Source organism: Comamonas sp. (genome assembly GCF_009360615.1).
Classification (GTDB): domain Bacteria; phylum Pseudomonadota; class Gammaproteobacteria; order Burkholderiales; family Burkholderiaceae_C; genus Comamonas.
Genome location: NZ_SPEY01000020.1, coordinates 13,193 through 28,478, shown reverse-complemented (window position 1 = coordinate 28,478; position 15,286 = coordinate 13,193). Strand labels below are relative to the sequence as shown.

The 15,286-nt window shown below is 63.2% G+C and carries 14 protein-coding genes; 8 read left to right on the top strand and 6 right to left on the bottom strand.

Translation table 11 applies throughout. The features are described 5' to 3' along the window. Window positions 1-18: 18 nt before the first annotated feature. Window positions 19-786, top strand: a complete 768-nt coding sequence (locus E2583_RS05510) for an ankyrin repeat domain-containing protein (RefSeq protein ID WP_291593849.1) — start codon at window positions 19-21, stop codon at window positions 784-786. Between the two features lie 64 nt (window positions 787-850). Here E2583_RS05510 and E2583_RS05505 read toward each other — a convergent pair whose 3' ends face one another. After that, the gene (locus E2583_RS05505; protein WP_291593848.1) at window positions 851-2,143 is read right to left on the bottom strand and encodes a cytosine permease; all 1,293 of its coding nucleotides are present in this window, start codon (window positions 2,141-2,143) and stop codon (window positions 851-853) included. A 403-nt stretch (window positions 2,144-2,546) separates the two neighbouring features. Between E2583_RS05505 and E2583_RS05500 the strand changes: the two genes are divergently transcribed. The 3 genes from E2583_RS05500 to E2583_RS05490 are packed head-to-tail and all read left to right on the top strand — an operon-like array spanning window position 2,547 to window position 4,836. Then, window positions 2,547-3,443, top strand: a complete 897-nt coding sequence (locus E2583_RS05500; protein ID WP_291593846.1) for a hypothetical protein — start codon at window positions 2,547-2,549, stop codon at window positions 3,441-3,443. A 35-nt stretch (window positions 3,444-3,478) separates the two neighbouring features. Next, window positions 3,479-4,066 carry an RNA polymerase sigma factor gene (locus E2583_RS05495; RefSeq protein ID WP_291593844.1) on the top strand — a complete coding sequence of 196 codons (588 nt, stop codon included), beginning with the start codon at window positions 3,479-3,481 and terminating at the stop codon, window positions 4,064-4,066. Next, a complete protein-coding gene (locus E2583_RS05490; protein WP_291593842.1) occupies window positions 4,063-4,836 on the top strand; it encodes a hypothetical protein in 774 nt (257 codons plus the stop codon). Before E2583_RS05495 ends, E2583_RS05490 begins: the two co-directional genes overlap by 4 nt. A 75-nt stretch (window positions 4,837-4,911) precedes the next feature. Here the strand turns inward: E2583_RS05490 and E2583_RS05485 are convergent, their stop codons facing one another. The 5 genes from E2583_RS05485 to E2583_RS05465 all read right to left on the bottom strand — a co-directional run bounded on the left by E2583_RS05485 (window position 4,912) and on the right by E2583_RS05465 (window position 8,765). Beyond that, complete coding sequence (locus E2583_RS05485) at window positions 4,912-5,697, bottom strand: peptidylprolyl isomerase (RefSeq protein WP_291593840.1); 786 nt, start codon at window positions 5,695-5,697, stop codon at window positions 4,912-4,914. A gap of 93 nt (window positions 5,698-5,790) precedes the next feature. After that, the gene (locus E2583_RS05480) at window positions 5,791-6,057 is read right to left on the bottom strand and encodes a BolA family transcriptional regulator (protein ID WP_291593838.1); all 267 of its coding nucleotides are present in this window, start codon (window positions 6,055-6,057) and stop codon (window positions 5,791-5,793) included. Further along, window positions 6,054-6,623: a septation protein A gene (locus E2583_RS05475; RefSeq protein ID WP_291593836.1), complete on the bottom strand. Its 570-nt coding sequence runs from the start codon at window positions 6,621-6,623 to the stop codon at window positions 6,054-6,056. The genes E2583_RS05480 and E2583_RS05475 overlap by 4 nt, the downstream gene beginning before the upstream one ends. Window positions 6,624-6,840: 217 nt before the next feature. After that, entirely contained in the window at window positions 6,841-7,257 is a 417-nt protein-coding gene (msrB, locus tag E2583_RS05470) for a peptide-methionine (R)-S-oxide reductase MsrB (protein ID WP_291593834.1), read from the bottom strand. After that, complete coding sequence (locus E2583_RS05465; RefSeq protein WP_291593832.1) at window positions 7,254-8,765, bottom strand: YdiU family protein; 1,512 nt, start codon at window positions 8,763-8,765, stop codon at window positions 7,254-7,256. Before E2583_RS05465 ends, msrB begins: the two co-directional genes overlap by 4 nt. A 227-nt stretch (window positions 8,766-8,992) precedes the next feature. On the opposite strand from E2583_RS05465, the gene E2583_RS05460 reads away from it, so the two are divergent. From E2583_RS05460 to E2583_RS05445, 4 genes are all read left to right on the top strand, one after another. Beyond that, complete coding sequence (locus E2583_RS05460; protein ID WP_291593830.1) at window positions 8,993-10,636, top strand: 3-(methylthio)propionyl-CoA ligase; 1,644 nt, start codon at window positions 8,993-8,995, stop codon at window positions 10,634-10,636. Window positions 10,637-11,515: 879 nt separating this feature from the next. Next, entirely contained in the window at window positions 11,516-12,751 is a 1,236-nt protein-coding gene (locus E2583_RS05455) for a branched-chain amino acid ABC transporter substrate-binding protein (RefSeq protein WP_291593829.1), read from the top strand. Window positions 12,752-12,981: 230 nt separating this feature from the next. Further along, a complete protein-coding gene (locus tag E2583_RS05450) occupies window positions 12,982-14,217 on the top strand; it encodes a branched-chain amino acid ABC transporter substrate-binding protein (RefSeq protein ID WP_291593827.1) in 1,236 nt (411 codons plus the stop codon). Between the two features lie 114 nt (window positions 14,218-14,331). Further along, window positions 14,332-15,285: a branched-chain amino acid ABC transporter permease gene (locus E2583_RS05445; protein ID WP_291593825.1), complete on the top strand. Its 954-nt coding sequence runs from the start codon at window positions 14,332-14,334 to the stop codon at window positions 15,283-15,285. Window position 15,286 lies beyond the last annotated feature (1 nt).

Below are 15,286 nucleotides of genomic sequence, written 5' to 3'. Positions count from 1 at the left end.
CAGCCATCAAGGAGTGCCATGAACCAGCCAGCCGGAGCCGATGGGAGCGCCTCGTTGACCAGCCGATGGACGCATGCATTGACGGCGTCTGCCGCAGCAATGCTGCTCATGGCCTGCCAGAGCGGCACTTCGGCGAATGCTCTGGCGGCAATGCCTGCCGCTGCTGCAGCGTCAGAAGCCGGGGATTCGCAGATGCTGGGCCCGCCATTGCTGACCGCTGCCGCGCAGGGCGATGCCGTGGCGGTGCGCCATCTGCTGGCCGGCAACGCGCCCGTCGACGTGCAGGACGCCCGGGGCAATACCCCGTTGCTGCTGGCCACGGCAGCCAACCATATCGAGGTGGCACGTTCGCTGCTGATGCATGGTGCCAGCCCCAATATCCAGAACCAGATGCAGGACAGCGCCTATCTGCTGGCCGGCGCGCAGGGCCGGCTGGAGATTGTGCGTATGACGATTTCCTATGGCGCCGATCTCAAGAGCACCAATCGCTATGGCGGAACGGCCCTGATTCCGGCCTGCGAGCGCGGCCATCTGGAAACAGCCCATGCGCTGATCACGGCAGGTGTGGATGTGAACCATGTCAACCGGCTGGGCTGGACCTGCCTGATGGAAGCCGTGGTGCTGGGCGATGGCGGGCCTCGCTATCAGGCCATCATCCGGGCCTTGATCGAAGCGAAAGCGGATCTGAACCTGCCCGACAAGGAAGGGGTGACGGCCCTGGCCCATGCACGCCAGCGCGGGCAGCAGGCCGTGGTGCAGCTGTTGCAGGCGGCGGGCGCAAGATGAAAACAGAGAAAATTGCGGAAACGCCCTGTTAAAGGGCATTTGTTGCTATTGAAATTGTTTTTGCTCAGACGGTAACAGAGCGCGGCTGCAGCTGGCGTGTGGCGATTGCCACCACAAAGGTCAGCGCCAGCGTGGGCAGGGCCGAGCCCAGGGCCGTGCTGACATAGGGCAGCAGGTGATAGAAGGCAATGCCCAGCACCCAGATGGCCACGGCATCCCAGCGCACGGCGGGCGCTTTCTGCATCAGCTCCACGGCATCGGTGCCAAAGGCCAGGCGGCCCAGCATCACGCCGAACAGAGGCACAAAGCAGGAGCTGAGCAACAGCAAAAATGGCTCCAGGCTGTGCATGGGCAGCACCATGGCCAGCGCGGTACACAGGGATGCGATCAGCAGGCCCCAGCGGCGAATGCTCCAGCCCGGCTGCAGGCTGTGGGCCGACATGGCGCCAGAGTAGGCATCGCCATAGGCGTTGTCCACCTCGTCGATCAGAATCAGCGACAGGGCAACCAGCCCGCCCTGGGCCAGCAGCAGGGCCGTGACCAGGTCTTCGCTGGGCAGGGTCAGGGCCACCAGCACGCCCAGGGAGTAGCACCAGATATTGGCCAGGGCAAAGCCGGTCCAGGCTCCCGTCAGCGCGGATTTGCCGCTTTTGCCGTGGCGCGCATAGTCGGCCACCAGCGGCAGCCAGCTGATGGGCATGGCGATCACCAGATCGACGGCGCCCAGCATGCTCATGCCGCCTGCACCCTCGCGGGCCAGCAGGGGGCCGAGGCCGGTGGCGCCAGCCATTTTCAGGAATTGCCAGCTCAGCCACAGCAGCGATGCCATCACCAGCGGCAAGGCCACGCGCGAGATGATGCGGCGCACCAGGGTGGTCATGGAGCCGCTCATCAGCAGCAGGATCACGCTGCCCCAGAGCAGCGTGGCCAGCCAGGGCCAGTAGGGCGCGCCCATGATGCCGCTTTGCCGGCCCAGCGCCACGGTGGCGTCGCGCATCACCACCAGCTCGAAACTGCCCCAGCCCAGCAGCTGGATGATGTTGAGCACGATAGGCAGCCGAGCGAAGTGGCGGCCGTAGACGCTGTGCATCAGCCCGGCGCTGGACAGGCCGCTGTCGCAGCCCAGCTTGCCCACCCAGCCCAGCAGGCCGGCGCCGATCAGTGAGCCGATGGCTATCGCGATCAGCGCATGCAGCGGGCTGAGCGCGGGCAGCAGATAGGCGCCCATCTGCATGACCAGCAGGCCCACGCCCAGGCTGAACCACAGCGAGGCATGGTCGCGCCAGGCAAAGACGCGCTCCTGCGCCGTCACCGGGGCCAGGGCCCGATTGGCCGATGTGAAGGAAGATGAATTCATGAATGCTCCGCCAGAAAAACGAAGCAGGGGCCGCAGGGCTTGCGCGGCAGGCCATGAAAGAGATGGCCCGTCGCAGTCTGACACCTTGGACAGCTTCCCTGCGCGAGGATGATCTCGGGCAGGCGGTCGCCAAGACAACGCCTGCGCAATCAGGTTCAAAGGGACTCTCTCAGCCCTGACCGGTCATGGTCAGGACACCCCCAGCATGGCTGCCCGCCTTGGGCCGCAGCGAGGGCGATTGTGCCAGACATGCCAGGCCAGGGCAGGACGGAGGCGCAAAGCCATGTTGCAAATGCTTGCAAATCGGAGCGCCTGTCCTGACCCCGTTGCGTCTGCTGCTGCGTTTCAGCCTCCGACAAGTTTGTTTCAGCCGCCGTGGCTGTATCTTGAGGAGGCCTTGTCCATGTTGTCTGTCCGTATCGAACCCCCGGTTCCCGGTTTTTTGCTGTCGCGCGGCCGCTTGCTGCGCGCTTCGCTGCTCTGCGCTGTCGCAATGGCGGTCGCCGCGCCGGCTTCGGCCTGGACGCGCGGCAACCCAAAGCTGGCCCAGATCAGCATCGTCGAACGTGCCACGGGGCGGGTACTGCCCCAGTACAGCCACGAGGGCGAGCTGTGGGTGGTGGGCCGCCCCGGTGCCAACTATGCGGTGCGCATCCGCAACCTCGAGAGCCGTCGCATCATGGGCGTCATCAGCGTCGACGGGGTCAATGCCATCAACGGCCGCACGGCGAGCTCCCGCGCCGAAGGCGGCTATGTGCTGGATGCGGGCGACAGCTATGACGTGCGGGGCTGGCGCAAGAGCAATGACAACGTGGCCGCGTTCTATTTCTCCGAAAGCGATATGTCCTATGCCGCCAGGACCGGCAGGCCGCAGGAAGTTGGTGTGATCGGAGTTGCGCTGTACCGTGAAAAGCTGCCCGAGCCTGCCGCCTACCAGGGGCCGCTCCATGAACCGCAAGCGCAGGCCAGTGCCTCGGCGGCTGAGTCTGCGGCGGCGGATGTCGCCGTGTCAAAGGCGGCCAGCAAGAGCAGCAGCGCCGAGCGCCGGGCACCACAGGCCTCGCCGGCACCTTCGCTGGGCACGGGCCATGGCGCTGTTGAGCGCTCGCAAGTCACCCAGGTGGAGTTCGAGGCCGACACCGAGCAGCCCCGGCAGATGGTGCGTATCCGCTACGACAGCTATGCCAATCTGGTCGCCAGAGGCGTGATCCGCGAGCCTCGTCCACGGCCATCGCAGCCGCGCGCGCCCAATCCTTTTCCTGGCGACAATGGCTTTGTCCCGGACCCGCCCCGCAACTGAACAAGGTGAGCTGCGGAATTTGCATAATCGCGGGCATGCTCGCACCGCAGCCTGCACCAGATACACCCGCCGATGAAGCCCTGATGTGCAGCTATGCCGCAGGGCAGGCTGCGGCATTCGAGACGCTGTATGCCCGGCACAGTGTGCGCATGTGGCGCTATTTCTATCGCAACACCGGCGATGCGGCGCTGGCCGACGATCTGGCGCAAGACCTTTGGTTTTCCGTGGTGGACAGCGCCTCCCGCTATGAGGTGCGCAGCAAGTTCACGACCTGGCTGTTCACCATGGCGCACAACCGGCTGGTCGATCATTGGCGCAGGCAACGACCGGGCATCAGCCTGTCGGCCGACACGCAAGAGTCCCTGCAGCTGGCCGAAAGCCTGTTTGCGGCCTCTGGCTTCGAGCCCGAGCAGCAACTGGATCGCCAACTCATGGCCCAGGCCATTCTGGCGGCCTTGGCAGGGCTTCCTGCCGAGCAGCGCGAGTGTTTTCTGCTACAGGTCGAGGCGGATCTGACGCTGGCCGAAATTGCCCAGGCCACCGGTGTTGCCGAGGAAACAGCCAAAAGCCGCTTGCGCTATGCGCGTGCCAAACTGCGCGCCGCGCTGGAGGAACTGGCATGAATATGCACCCCGAAACCCCGTCTGGCGAAGACAGGCCCGATTTGCTGCGCGAGCTCTACCACGAGGCCGTGGCAGAGGATCGTGGCCCCAGGGCGCAAAGCAGCGCCGCCATTCTCGCGCATGCACGCCGACGTGCGGCAGGCATGGACTCGCCGTTGCCCGGGCAGTCGGGCACCCCTGCCGCCAACGACCGCTTCTGGCTGGGTCGTGCACTGGGCGGACTGGCGGCCATCGGCTTGGCGGGATGGCTGATGTTGCAGCACGCGGCCTGGTGGGATGGACCGGGCAAGGGCCCGGAGTCCGGTGCGCCGCGGTCCGCCAGCGCTGACCCTCCGTCTGCGCAGACCCACAAGTCCACAGAGCGCGAGGCTTCCGTGCAGGCAGAGCTGGCACCGGATGCCAAGGGCACGGACACCGCCGTGTCTGCGTCGGGCTCTGCGCCGCTATCCGCAGCCGCTCCCGCCGCAAGCGCGGCTGCGGCTGCACGCACGACTCCGCAAGCCAATGCGCGTCCCCGAGGCGCGGACGCTGCCCCGGCGGCGGATGTCCCGGCGCCGCAGGACCCGGCCCGGTCCGCACCATTGCCACCGTGTCCCCTGCAGACCGAGGCACGGCAGCGTCTGCAAGACGCAAAAGAGGGGGCTGATCAGGATTCAGCTGCCGCGCGCAAGATGCCGCATTGCCGTCCACGAAATCCCGAGCAGTGGCCGCCAGCTCACTCCGAGGCTGGTCAAGGTGCTTCGGAAGATGTAGCAGCACCGCAGCGATGAAACAAAAAAAGCCCGCTTGACGCGGGCTTGGGTGATGGTCTGGCCAGTCCTTTTCAAGACTGGCGTAAGAGCATGTTACTGGATTTTTGCGCTTTTGCGCAGTTGATCCTGGAATTGCTGCAGCTTTTGCTGCTGCAGCTGTTGCGTGATCTGGGGTTTGACATCTTCGAACTTGGGCATTTCGGCCTGTCGCTCGTCATCCATGCGGATGATGTGCCAGCCGAACTGGCTCTTGACGGGCGCGTCGGTCATCTCGCCCTTCTTGAGCTTGATCAGGGCTTCGGTGAACTCGGGCACGTAGTTGTTGGGGTTGGCCCAGTCCAGGTCGCCGCCACGGGCACCCGATCCGGGATCCTTGGATTCCTTCTTGGCGATGTCTTCGAACTTCTTGCCGGCCTTCACTTCGGCGATGATGGCCTTGGCGCGGTCTTCGGACTCCACCAGGATGTGGCTGGCCTTGTATTCCTTGCCGCCGTTGGCTTCGACGAATTTGTCGTATTCGGCCTTGGCTTCTGCATCGGTCACGGGGTTCTTCTTCTGGAAGTCTTCGAACAGTGCGCGGATCAGCACGGTCTGGCGTGCCATTTCCATCTGCTGCTTGTAGGCCTCGGAGGCGGCCAGGCCGCGGCGGTTGGCTTCCTGCATGAAGACTTCACGCGCAATGACCTCGTCCTTGATCATTTTGTCCATTTCGGGAGCGACGGGCTGGCCGCTGGCTTCGATCTGGGCCTTCAGGGCGTTGACACGGGCCATGGGCACGGCCTTGCCATTGACGATGGCCACATTCTGGGCCGAGGCGGACAGGGCGGCAAAGCCCAGAACTGTGGCGCCCACGATGCGGGCCAGTTGCTTTTGTTTCATGCTCATTCGAGTTGAGATCGAGAAAAGTGAATGAAGTTCAGTCCATACACAACAGGCTCCCGTCAAGGAGCCTGTAGTCAGAACCGTGGGTTCTCAAAGTACTTCAATGGCGATGGCATGAGCACCTTGGTCAATGAAGTCTTGCAGTGCATCATACACAAGGCGATGACGTGCCACGCGGCTTTTGCCATCAAAGGCAGGGCAGGCAATGCGTACGCGGAAATGCGTGCCCACTCCGCTGCCGTTGGCACCGGCATGGCCTGCATGCTGGTAGCTCTCGTCGATGACTTCGAGCAGGGTGGGGGCCAGACGTTCGCGCAGGGCAGCGTCCATGGCCTGGGCGCTGATGGTCGGGTTCATGGCTGCTTGTCCTTGGCTTCGGCGGTATCGGTTGTGCCGTCCTGGGGCAGGTAGCGGCTCATGTAGATGGCCTGGGCAATCACGAACACCATCATCAGTCCCATGCCGCCAAATAGCTTGAAGTTGACCCAGGTGTCGGTGTCGAAGTTGTAGGCCACCCATATGTTGAGCGCGCCCATGGTCGCGAAGAACGCGGTCCAGGCCCAGTTGAGCTTGAGCCAGATGGCGTCGGGCAGCTGCAGCTGCGCACCCATGACGGAGCGCAGCAGGTTCTTTTTGAACACCAGTTGACCGACCAGCAGCGCGCCGCCCATGAGCCAGTACAGAACCGTGGGCTTCCATTTGATGAAGTTGTCGTCATGGGCCAGCAAAGTGGCACCGCCAAACAGCACGATGACACCCAGGCTCATCCATTGCATGGGCTCGATCTTGCCGGTCTTGAAGCGCAGATAGGCGATCTGCGCCACGGTGGCCACGATGGCCACGGCCGTGGCGGTGTAGATGTCCCAGACCTTGAAGGCCACGAAAAACAGGATGATGGGGAAGAAATCAATCAGCAGCTTCATGCGCGAAATGGTAGTCGTTCTGAAATTCAGGCTGCGCAGCACCGGCAAGGCTCCGGGTGCTGCGAGCCAAGCCGCATCATGCCCGAAAGCCTGAGCCATACCATGAGCAAAGCCTTGCGCATTGGACGGATTCAGCTATCAAAGCTGATGGACAAGCACCGCGCAGCGGGCACGGCCCGGAAGGGCGGAGGCCTTGCAGCTCAATCCTCGTCAGCACTTATTTTCGGGGCTCGTTCTGGAAATCCAGCGAGGCCGAGTTCATGCAGTAACGCAGGCCGGTGTCGGTGGGACCGTCTGGAAAGACGTGGCCCAGATGTGCACCGCAATTGCTGCACACGGTTTCGGTGCGCACCATGCCATGGCTGCGGTCCTCGATATTGGTGATGGCACCGGGGACGGCTTGGTCAAAGCTGGGCCAGCCGCAGCCCGCATCGAATTTGGTGTGGGAGTCGAACAGCTTGTTGCCACAGCAGATGCAGTGGTAGCTGCCGTCGGCCCAGAATTGTTCGTACTTGCCGGTGAACGGCCTCTCGGTGGCCGCGTGGCGTGTGACCTGGAAGGCCGCAGCTTCGGCCCCCTTGTCCTGCAACAAGGCTTGCCATTCTTGGTCGGATTTCTGGACAGGAAAGCTCATGATGAACAACTGATTTCGATCGAGGAAGCCCAGTCGGGCGGAAATCCGGCCCATTCAGCGTGGTCCGGGTGCGGGTGGTAAGGGGATTGCAGCACGGCCAGCATCTGCTGTACCGGGGCAAAGTCGCCGGCCTGGGCCGCGCTAATCACGGTCTCGCCCAGATGATTGCGCAGCACGAAGCGCGGATTGGATTTTTGCATCAAAGCCATGGCCTGCACGCTATCCACTTGCGCCAGCTGCTCTGAATAAGTGAGCGACCAGGCGTCGAAGCTGGCCCGGTCAAGAATGATGTCACGCAGCGGCTCGAAGTCGATCGGCTTTGTCTGCCCTTGTGCGACGGCATCGGTCAGGCGACTGAAGAAGATGGTGTAGTCCACCTTGTTGTCGGCCAGGATCTCCAGCAGCGGGTTGACCAGCAGCGCAAAGCGGCCTTCGGTGGCCGGCGTGCCGGCCTCGTTCTCGGGCAGGCCCAGCTTGGCCAGCATCTGGCGCGCATAGGCGGCGGGAAAGACGGTCTTGTACGACTCCAGCGCCGCAATCGTCAGCTCTTCGTCGCCGATCAGCGGCAGCAGCGCCTGGCCCAGGCAATAGAGATTCCAGTAGGCCACCTGGGGCTGGCGGTTGAAGGCATAGCGGCCCTGGCTGTCGCTGTGGTTGCAGATATGGCCGGGGTCGAAGGCGTCGAGAAACTGGAAGGGGCCGTAGTCGATGGTCAAGCCCAGAATGCTCATATTGTCGGTATTCATCACGCCGTGGCAAAAGCCCACGCCCTGCCACAGGGCCAGCAATCGGGCCGTGCGCTCGCTCACGGCCTGCAGCAAATTGGCGTAGTGGTTGCCGTTCAGCGCGGTGGCTGTGCGGCACTCGGGATAGTGCTGGTCGATGACCAGATCTGCCAGGGCCCGGAGTTCGGTCTGCATATCGCGTGCGGCGAAATGCTCGAAGTGGCCGAAGCGGATGAAGCTCTCGGCCACACGGGTCACGACGGCGGCGGTTTCCATGGTCTCGCGCGCCACGGGCAGGGGGGAGCCTGTCAGCGCCAGCGCACGCGTGGTGGGAATGCCCAGTGCCGCCATGGCTTCGCTGCAGAGAAACTCGCGAATCGACGAGCGCAGCACGGCCCGCCCGTCTCCCATGCGTGAATACGGGGTGCGGCCTGCTCCCTTGAGCTGGACTTCAAAGCCCTGTGCGGTCTCGCCCAGCAGGATGGCACGGCCGTCGCCGAGCTGCCCGGCCCAGACGCCGAACTGGTGACCGCTATAGACCGTGGCCAGTGGCTTGCTGCCGCCGTTGCCGTCGCCGGAGACGGTATTGCCGCTGAGGATCTGCAGCGCTTCGGCGCTGCGCAGCCATTCGAGGCTCAGGCCCATCCCGCGGGCCGTGCTGGCACTGGTGGCAATCCAGTGCGGATCGGGGACGGGCGTGGGTTGCAGATAGGTGAAAAAAGCCGGGCCCAGGGCTTCGAAGCGGCCGGGCTTGCGCCATTGCGGGGCAGGGGTTTCGCTCATGCAGGCATTGTGCTTGAGCCGCATCAGGGACAGGGCTTGCAGGGTTGTTGGGACGGCTGGAGGTGAAGGGCTCCTAGGTTTTTCCCTGGGTACCTGCGGGTGGTTCAGGGAGAGGGGGCGGACAAACGTCGCCAATGTTACGCATTGGTGACAGTCCTCAGATGACGTCCCGGAAGCCCGCGCTAGGATGCATCCCGAACACCACAACGCTATCCAGGAGACTGCCAATGTTGGGTCTGATGCAAAGCCAGCCGCTGTTGATTTCTTCCCTGATCGAGTTTGCCGCGCGCAACCATGCCGACGGGGAGATCGTCTCCCGCCGTGTAGAGGGCGATATCCACCGCTACACCTACAAGGAGCTGGCGGCCCGTTCGCGCCAGCTGGCCAACAGGCTCGATGCCGTGGGTCTGTCCCAGGGTGACAGAGTGGCCAGCCTGGCCTGGAATGGCTACCGGCATATGGAGATGTATTTCGGCGTCAGCGGCTCGGGTCGGGTGCTGCACACCATCAACCCGCGGCTGCACCCCGAGCAGATTGCCTGGATCGTCAACCACGCCGAAGACAAGGTGCTGTGCTTTGACCTGACCTTCTTGCCCATCATCCAGGCGGTGCATGCCAAATGCCCCGCAGTGCAGCAATGGGTGGTGCTCTGCGATGCGGATCGCTTGCCGGCCGACAGCGGCGTTCCGGGCCTCGTCAGCTACGAGAGCTGGATTGCGGGCCAGTCCGATCAATACCGCTGGCCGCAGTTCGACGAAAACACTGCTTCCAGCATGTGCTATACCAGCGGCACCACGGGCAATCCCAAGGCCGTGCTCTACAGCCACCGCTCCAGCACCTTGCACGCCTATGCAGCCGCGCTGCCGGATGTGATGTGCCTGTCGGCCCGTGATTCGGTGCTGCCCGTGGTTCCCATGTTCCACGTCAATGCCTGGGGGCTGCCGTATTCGGCGGCGCTCACGGGCTGCAAGATGGTTTTTCCGGGACCTGCGCTCGATGGCAAGTCGGTTTACGAGCTGATCGAGGCCGAAGGCGTGACCTTTGCCGCCGGCGTACCTACGGTCTGGCAGATGCTGCTCGGATACATGAAGCCGGGCGGCCTGCGTTTTTCCAGGCTCAACCGCACGGTGATCGGCGGCTCCGCCTGCCCGCCGGCCATGATTGCGGCCTTCCAGGACGACTATGGTGTGGAGGTGCTGCACGCCTGGGGCATGACGGAGATGAGCCCGCTGGGCACGCTGTGCACCCTCAAGAACAAGCACCTGGATCTGCCCAAGGAAGAGCAGATGAAGATCCGGCAGAAGCAGGGGCGTGCGATCTATGGCGTGGAGATGAAGATCGTCAACGATGCCGGCGACGAGCAGCCCTGGGACGGCAAGAGCTATGGCGATCTGCTGGTGCGAGGCCCCTGGATCATCGACAGCTATTACAAAGGTAGCGGCAGCCCCCTGGTGCGAGGCACCGACGGCCACGGCTGGTTTCCGACAGGGGATGTGGCAACGATCGATCCCGACGGCTACATGCAGATCACCGACCGCAGCAAGGACGTGATCAAGTCCGGCGGCGAATGGATCAGCTCCATCGATATAGAGAACATCGCCATGGCCAACCCGGCCGTGGCCATGGCGGCCTGCATAGGCATGCCGCATCCCAAGTGGGACGAACGCCCCATCGTGGCGGTGGTCAAGAAGCCTGGCGCGGAAATCACGCGCGAAGAGCTGCTCAAGTTCTACGAGGGCAAGACGGCCAAGTGGCAGATCCCCGATGATGTGGTGTTTGTGGAAGCGATTCCGATCGGTGCCACCGGCAAGATGCTCAAGACCCGTCTGCGCGAGGAACTCAAGGACTACAGGCTGCCCTCGGCCGCCTGAACGGCTCCTCCGGGGCGGGCCCAGGGCAAAGCCATCGTCGTGCGACGATGGCTTTTGGGGTCTTGTGCTGCGGCCATCGGCTGGCCTCCACGCCTTCGATTCCCGATTTTTGCAACGGCTGGCCCAGGCAGAGGCTGCGGCCACGACTTGCAGCGGAGCCAGCTTCAGGCAGCCGCCTTGCTGGGCCGGTGGTGGGGGCCGGCATTGGCGCCAGCGGGCCAGAGGCCGTGCCGCGCCGACCGCACGGCGCAAGCGGTGGCCGGAGTGCGCCTTTGCCGGGCCTGCGGATTCCTTGCCGCTGTCACTTGGCGCCGTGCGGGTCGATGGGCTGGTGCAGGGCAACGAGCCGATCTGCCGATCTGGTGGCCTCCACGGCGATCGGATCCACCGGCGCGGCAGATGGCCTTCGCCGGCCATGCACCGCATTGTGCGTCAGCATCCGGTAGGCGTGCACCGCCATGGGCCCCGGGGTACGCCCGAGAGCCTCAATGATCGGTGTGTGACGCGGGGGCGAATGCTTCGATCAGCGGCCCGGCTTGGCCGAGCTGCTGGCCGGAGACCATGCGGGCAGTCGCAGCTACGCCTGCTGGATGCCCGAGAGAGGGTTGCCGCATGAGGTCGGGAATTGTCCGTGCCGCAGGTGCCGGGCAGCTCCAGCGGCCTTGCGCTGACGGAAAGCTTTTTGCCGTCGTTGGCTGCTGGAGCAACAATGCCTCAGGGCATCTTTTTCAGACCGGTGTTGCTGTCTTTTCGGTCGCTTTTTCCTGAGGTAAACCCTGCAGTCGCCAATGTGATATTCGCTAGGGCAACCCCCAGGCCGCAGGCGCTGGCTTGCCCTTTAGTCTGGGCGTCGCTCATAAACACCTACGGAGACGCTCTATGAAGTTTGCAATCAAGGCTTTGACAGCATCGGTGATCCTGGCGTGCGCGGGGAGTGCGGTGGCGCAGAAGGGAGAGACCGTCAAGGTCGCCTGGATTGACCCGCTCTCGGGCCTGATGGCAGCGCTGGGTTCCAACCAGCTCAAAAGCCTGCAGTACGTGGCGGAGGAAATCAACAAGAGCAGTGCTTCAGGGGTGAAGTTCGAGATCATCGGCATCGACAACAAGCTCAGTCCGCAGGAGACCACGGCCGCGCTGCGCTCGGCCATGGACCAGGGGGTGCGCTATGTGTTTCAGGGCAACGGCTCGGGTCCGGCGCTGGCCATCATGGATGCGCTGGAAAAGCACAATGCCCGCAACAAGGGCAAGGAGGTCGTTTTCCTCAACTATGCGGCCGTGGACCCGGACCTGACCAACAGCAAATGCAGCTACTGGCATTTCCGCCTGGATGCCGATACGTCCATGAAGATGGAGGCCTTGACCACGTATATGAAGGACGTGCCCGAGGTCAAGAAGGTCTATCTGATCAACCAGAATTACTCGCACGGTCAGCAGGTGTCCAAGTACGCCAAGGAAATGCTCAAGCGCAAGCGCCCCGATGTGGAAATCGTGGGCGACGACTTCTCGCCGCTGGCCCAGGTACGCGATTTCGCGCCCTATGTGGCCAAGATCAAGCAGTCGGGCGCCGACACGGTGATCACCGGCAACTGGGGTTCGGACCTGGCACTGCTGATCAAGGCCGCCAACGATGCCGGCCTGAACAACGTCAAGTTCTACACCTACTACGGCATTGCCACCGGCGCTCCCACGGCCATGGGGGCGGCTGCAGCAGGCAAGGTCTATATGGTGGGCTATGGTCACCTGAACATGCCCGGTGCCATGGAGAAGATCGTCAAGGGCTTCAAGGCCAAGGTCAACGAGGACATGTACACCGGCACCGTGTACACGGGGCTGAACATGCTCGATCAGGCTTTTGCGAGAGCCAAGACCACCGATCCCGTCAAGGTTGCAGCGACCATGGAGGGCATGAAGTTCCAGAACTACAACGGGGAGGTCGAGATGCGCAAGAGCGATCACCAGCTGCAGCAGGGCCTGTACATCGCGCGCTGGGAGAAGGCCGGCGGCAAATACCCCATGGACTCCGAGAACACGGGCTATACCTTTGCCCCCGTGAAGTATTTCGAGCCCTATGTGGCCAGCACGCCCACCAGCTGCCAGATGAAGCGTCCTTCCTGAGTCGAGGCCAGAGTCGCGGATTTCGGGGCGCCCTGGTGGCGCCCCTTTTTGATGCCGGATTCCATTCGCCTGCAAGTGCTGGCAGCTGTCGCGCAAGTGTCGCCAACTGCCGTGAATCGGCCCGCGAAGTCGCATGCGTGATAGTTCCTAAGGCTTTCCCCAGCGGGAAAAAGTCTACCGGCCGGTAGATTGGCGGCAGTCGCTAGCAAAAACGGTGAAAGGAGACAAGTATGAAATGGGTTATGCGTGCAGTGGCCGTCTCGGCCATGGCCGTGAGTGCCGGTGGTGCCTGGGCCCAGAAGGGCGAGACCGTCAAGATCGCCTGGATTGACCCCTTGTCGGGGCTGATGGCTGCCGTGGGGACGAATCAGCTCAAGACCTTTCAGCTGCTGGCGGAGGAGTTCAACAGAAAAAATGCCTCGGGTGTGAAGTTCGAGGTTGTGGCCCTGGACAACAAGCTCAGCCCTCAGGAGACCACGGCTGCGCTGCGCTCGGCCATGGACCAGGGCGTGCGCTATGTGGCGCAAGGCAATGGCTCGGGTCCGGCACTGGCCATCATGGATGCGCTGGAAAAGCACAACAACCGCAACAAGGGCAAGGAGCTGCTCTATCTCAACTATGCGGCCGTGGATCCAGACCTGACCAACAGCAAATGCAGCTACTGGCATTTCCGCCTCGATGCCGACACCTCCATGAAGATGGAGGCCCTGACCACCTTCATGAAGGATGATGCCGAGGTCAGGAAGGTCTATCTGATCAACCAGAACTACGGTCATGGTCAGCAGGTGTCCAAATACGCCAAGGACCTGCTCAAGAGAAAGCGTCCCGATGTGCAGATCGTGGGCGACGACTTCTCGCCGCTGGCCCAGGTGCGCGACTTCGCACCCTATGTGGCCAAGATCAAGCAGTCCGGTGCCGATACGGTGATCACCGGCAACTGGGGGGCCGATCTGTCGCTGCTGCTCAAGGCAGCCAACGACGCGGGACTGAGCGATGTCAAGTTCTACACCTATTACGCGTTTGGTGCCGGTGCCCCCACCGCCATGGGCGCGGCCTCCGACGGCAAGGTCTATACCGTGACCTATGGGCACTACAACATGGGGGCACCGATTCAGGCCAGCATGGAGAGCTTCAAGAAGAAGTTCAATGACGACCTGACGCAGAGCTCGATCTACCATGTCTTTGCCTTGCTCGATGCGGCCTTTGTCAAGACGGGCTCCACGGATCCGGTCAAGGTGGCGGCGGCTCTCGAGGGGATGAAGCTCAAGAGCTTCAACGGCGAGGTCGAAATGCGCAAGAACGACCACCAGCTGCAGCAGGGGCTGTATATCTCCAGATGGCAGAAGGCGGGCGGCAAGTTCCCCTATGACGCGGAAAACACCGGCTACACCTTCGCACCCGTGAAGTACTACGAGCCCTATGTGGCCAGCACGCCCACCAGCTGCCAGATGAAGCGTCCGTCCTGAGCCGGGCCCGCACAGTCTCGCTCCTCCCGTGCTGCAGAGCACCCGCACCGACCAGAACGTACAACAGGTGCAGTGCCGCAGCGGTCCTCTTGAACATGAGAACAAGGCAAGTCGATGACGCCTGAATTTTTCACCATATCCATGCTCAACGGCGTGAGCTACGGGCTGCTGCTCTTCATGCTCAGCTCCGGTCTGACGCTGATCTTCAGCATGATGGGCGTGCTGAATTTCGCCCACACCAGCTTCTACATGCTGGGCGCGTATTTCGCCTACACGCTCAGCGGCATCATCGGGTTCTGGCCAGCGCTCTTCGTCAGCCCGATCCTGGTGGGCGTGCTGGGCGCACTGTTCGAGCGCTACAGCCTGCGCCGCGTGCACAAATACGGCCATGTGCCCGAGCTGCTGGTGACCTTCGGCCTGTCCTATCTGATTCTGGAAGTGGTGCAGCTGGTCTGGGGGCGCGGCACCGTGCCCTATGCGCTGCCGACGGCGCTGCAGGGACCGCTGTTCACCTTGTACGGAACGCAGTTCCCCAAGTCGCGCTCCTTCGTGATGCTGGTGGCACTGCTGATGCTGGTGGCCGTCTGGCTGTTGCTGACGCGCACCCGCATCGGCCTGGTGATCCAGGCCGCACTCAAGAACCCCGAGATGGTGGAGGCACTGGGCCACAACGTGCCGCGCGTCTTCATGCTGGTGTTTGGGGGCGGCTGCGCGCTGGCCGGCCTGGCCGGCGTGATCGGCGGCAACACCTATGTGACCGAGCCCGCCATGGCGGCCTCCGTGGGCTCCATCATTTTCGTGGTGGTGGTGGTCGGCGGCATGGGATCGCTGGCCGGGGCTTTCGTGGCGTCGCTGCTGATCGGCGTGGTGCAGACCTTTGCCGTGGCGCTGGACTGGTCGCTGGCCGGCCTGTTTGCCTCCATGGGGCATCAGGTCAATGAATCCACGTTCGGCTGGCCCGTGCTGCGGCTGACGCTGTCGCAGGTCGCGCCGATTCTGCCTTACCTGTTCCTGGTGCTGATTCTGATCTTCCGGCCCAAGGGATTGCTGGGTACCAGAGGGGATTGAG

What these genes read in the sequence shown, in the direction of transcription:
- E2583_RS05510 (WP_291593849.1), top strand. Translation starts at nt 19, where the DNA reads ATGAACCAGCCAGCCGGAGCCGATGGGAGCGCCTCGTTGACCAGCCGA.
- E2583_RS05485 (WP_291593840.1), bottom strand. Translation starts at nt 5,697, where the DNA reads ATGAAACAAAAGCAACTGGCCCGCATCGTGGGCGCCACAGTTCTGGGC.
- E2583_RS05445 (WP_291593825.1), top strand. Translation starts at nt 14,332, where the DNA reads ATGACGCCTGAATTTTTCACCATATCCATGCTCAACGGCGTGAGCTAC.
- E2583_RS05500 (WP_291593846.1), top strand. Translation starts at nt 2,547, where the DNA reads ATGTTGTCTGTCCGTATCGAACCCCCGGTTCCCGGTTTTTTGCTGTCG.
- E2583_RS05465 (WP_291593832.1), bottom strand. Translation starts at nt 8,765, where the DNA reads ATGAGCGAAACCCCTGCCCCGCAATGGCGCAAGCCCGGCCGCTTCGAA.
- E2583_RS05495 (WP_291593844.1), top strand. Translation starts at nt 3,479, where the DNA reads ATGCTCGCACCGCAGCCTGCACCAGATACACCCGCCGATGAAGCCCTG.
- msrB (WP_291593834.1), bottom strand. Translation starts at nt 7,257, where the DNA reads ATGAGCTTTCCTGTCCAGAAATCCGACCAAGAATGGCAAGCCTTGTTG.
- E2583_RS05480 (WP_291593838.1), bottom strand. Translation starts at nt 6,057, where the DNA reads ATGAACCCGACCATCAGCGCCCAGGCCATGGACGCTGCCCTGCGCGAA.
- E2583_RS05505 (WP_291593848.1), bottom strand. Translation starts at nt 2,143, where the DNA reads ATGAATTCATCTTCCTTCACATCGGCCAATCGGGCCCTGGCCCCGGTG.
- E2583_RS05455 (WP_291593829.1), top strand. Translation starts at nt 11,516, where the DNA reads ATGAAGTTTGCAATCAAGGCTTTGACAGCATCGGTGATCCTGGCGTGC.
- E2583_RS05490 (WP_291593842.1), top strand. Translation starts at nt 4,063, where the DNA reads ATGAATATGCACCCCGAAACCCCGTCTGGCGAAGACAGGCCCGATTTG.
- E2583_RS05450 (WP_291593827.1), top strand. Translation starts at nt 12,982, where the DNA reads ATGAAATGGGTTATGCGTGCAGTGGCCGTCTCGGCCATGGCCGTGAGT.
- E2583_RS05460 (WP_291593830.1), top strand. Translation starts at nt 8,993, where the DNA reads ATGTTGGGTCTGATGCAAAGCCAGCCGCTGTTGATTTCTTCCCTGATC.
- E2583_RS05475 (WP_291593836.1), bottom strand. Translation starts at nt 6,623, where the DNA reads ATGAAGCTGCTGATTGATTTCTTCCCCATCATCCTGTTTTTCGTGGCC.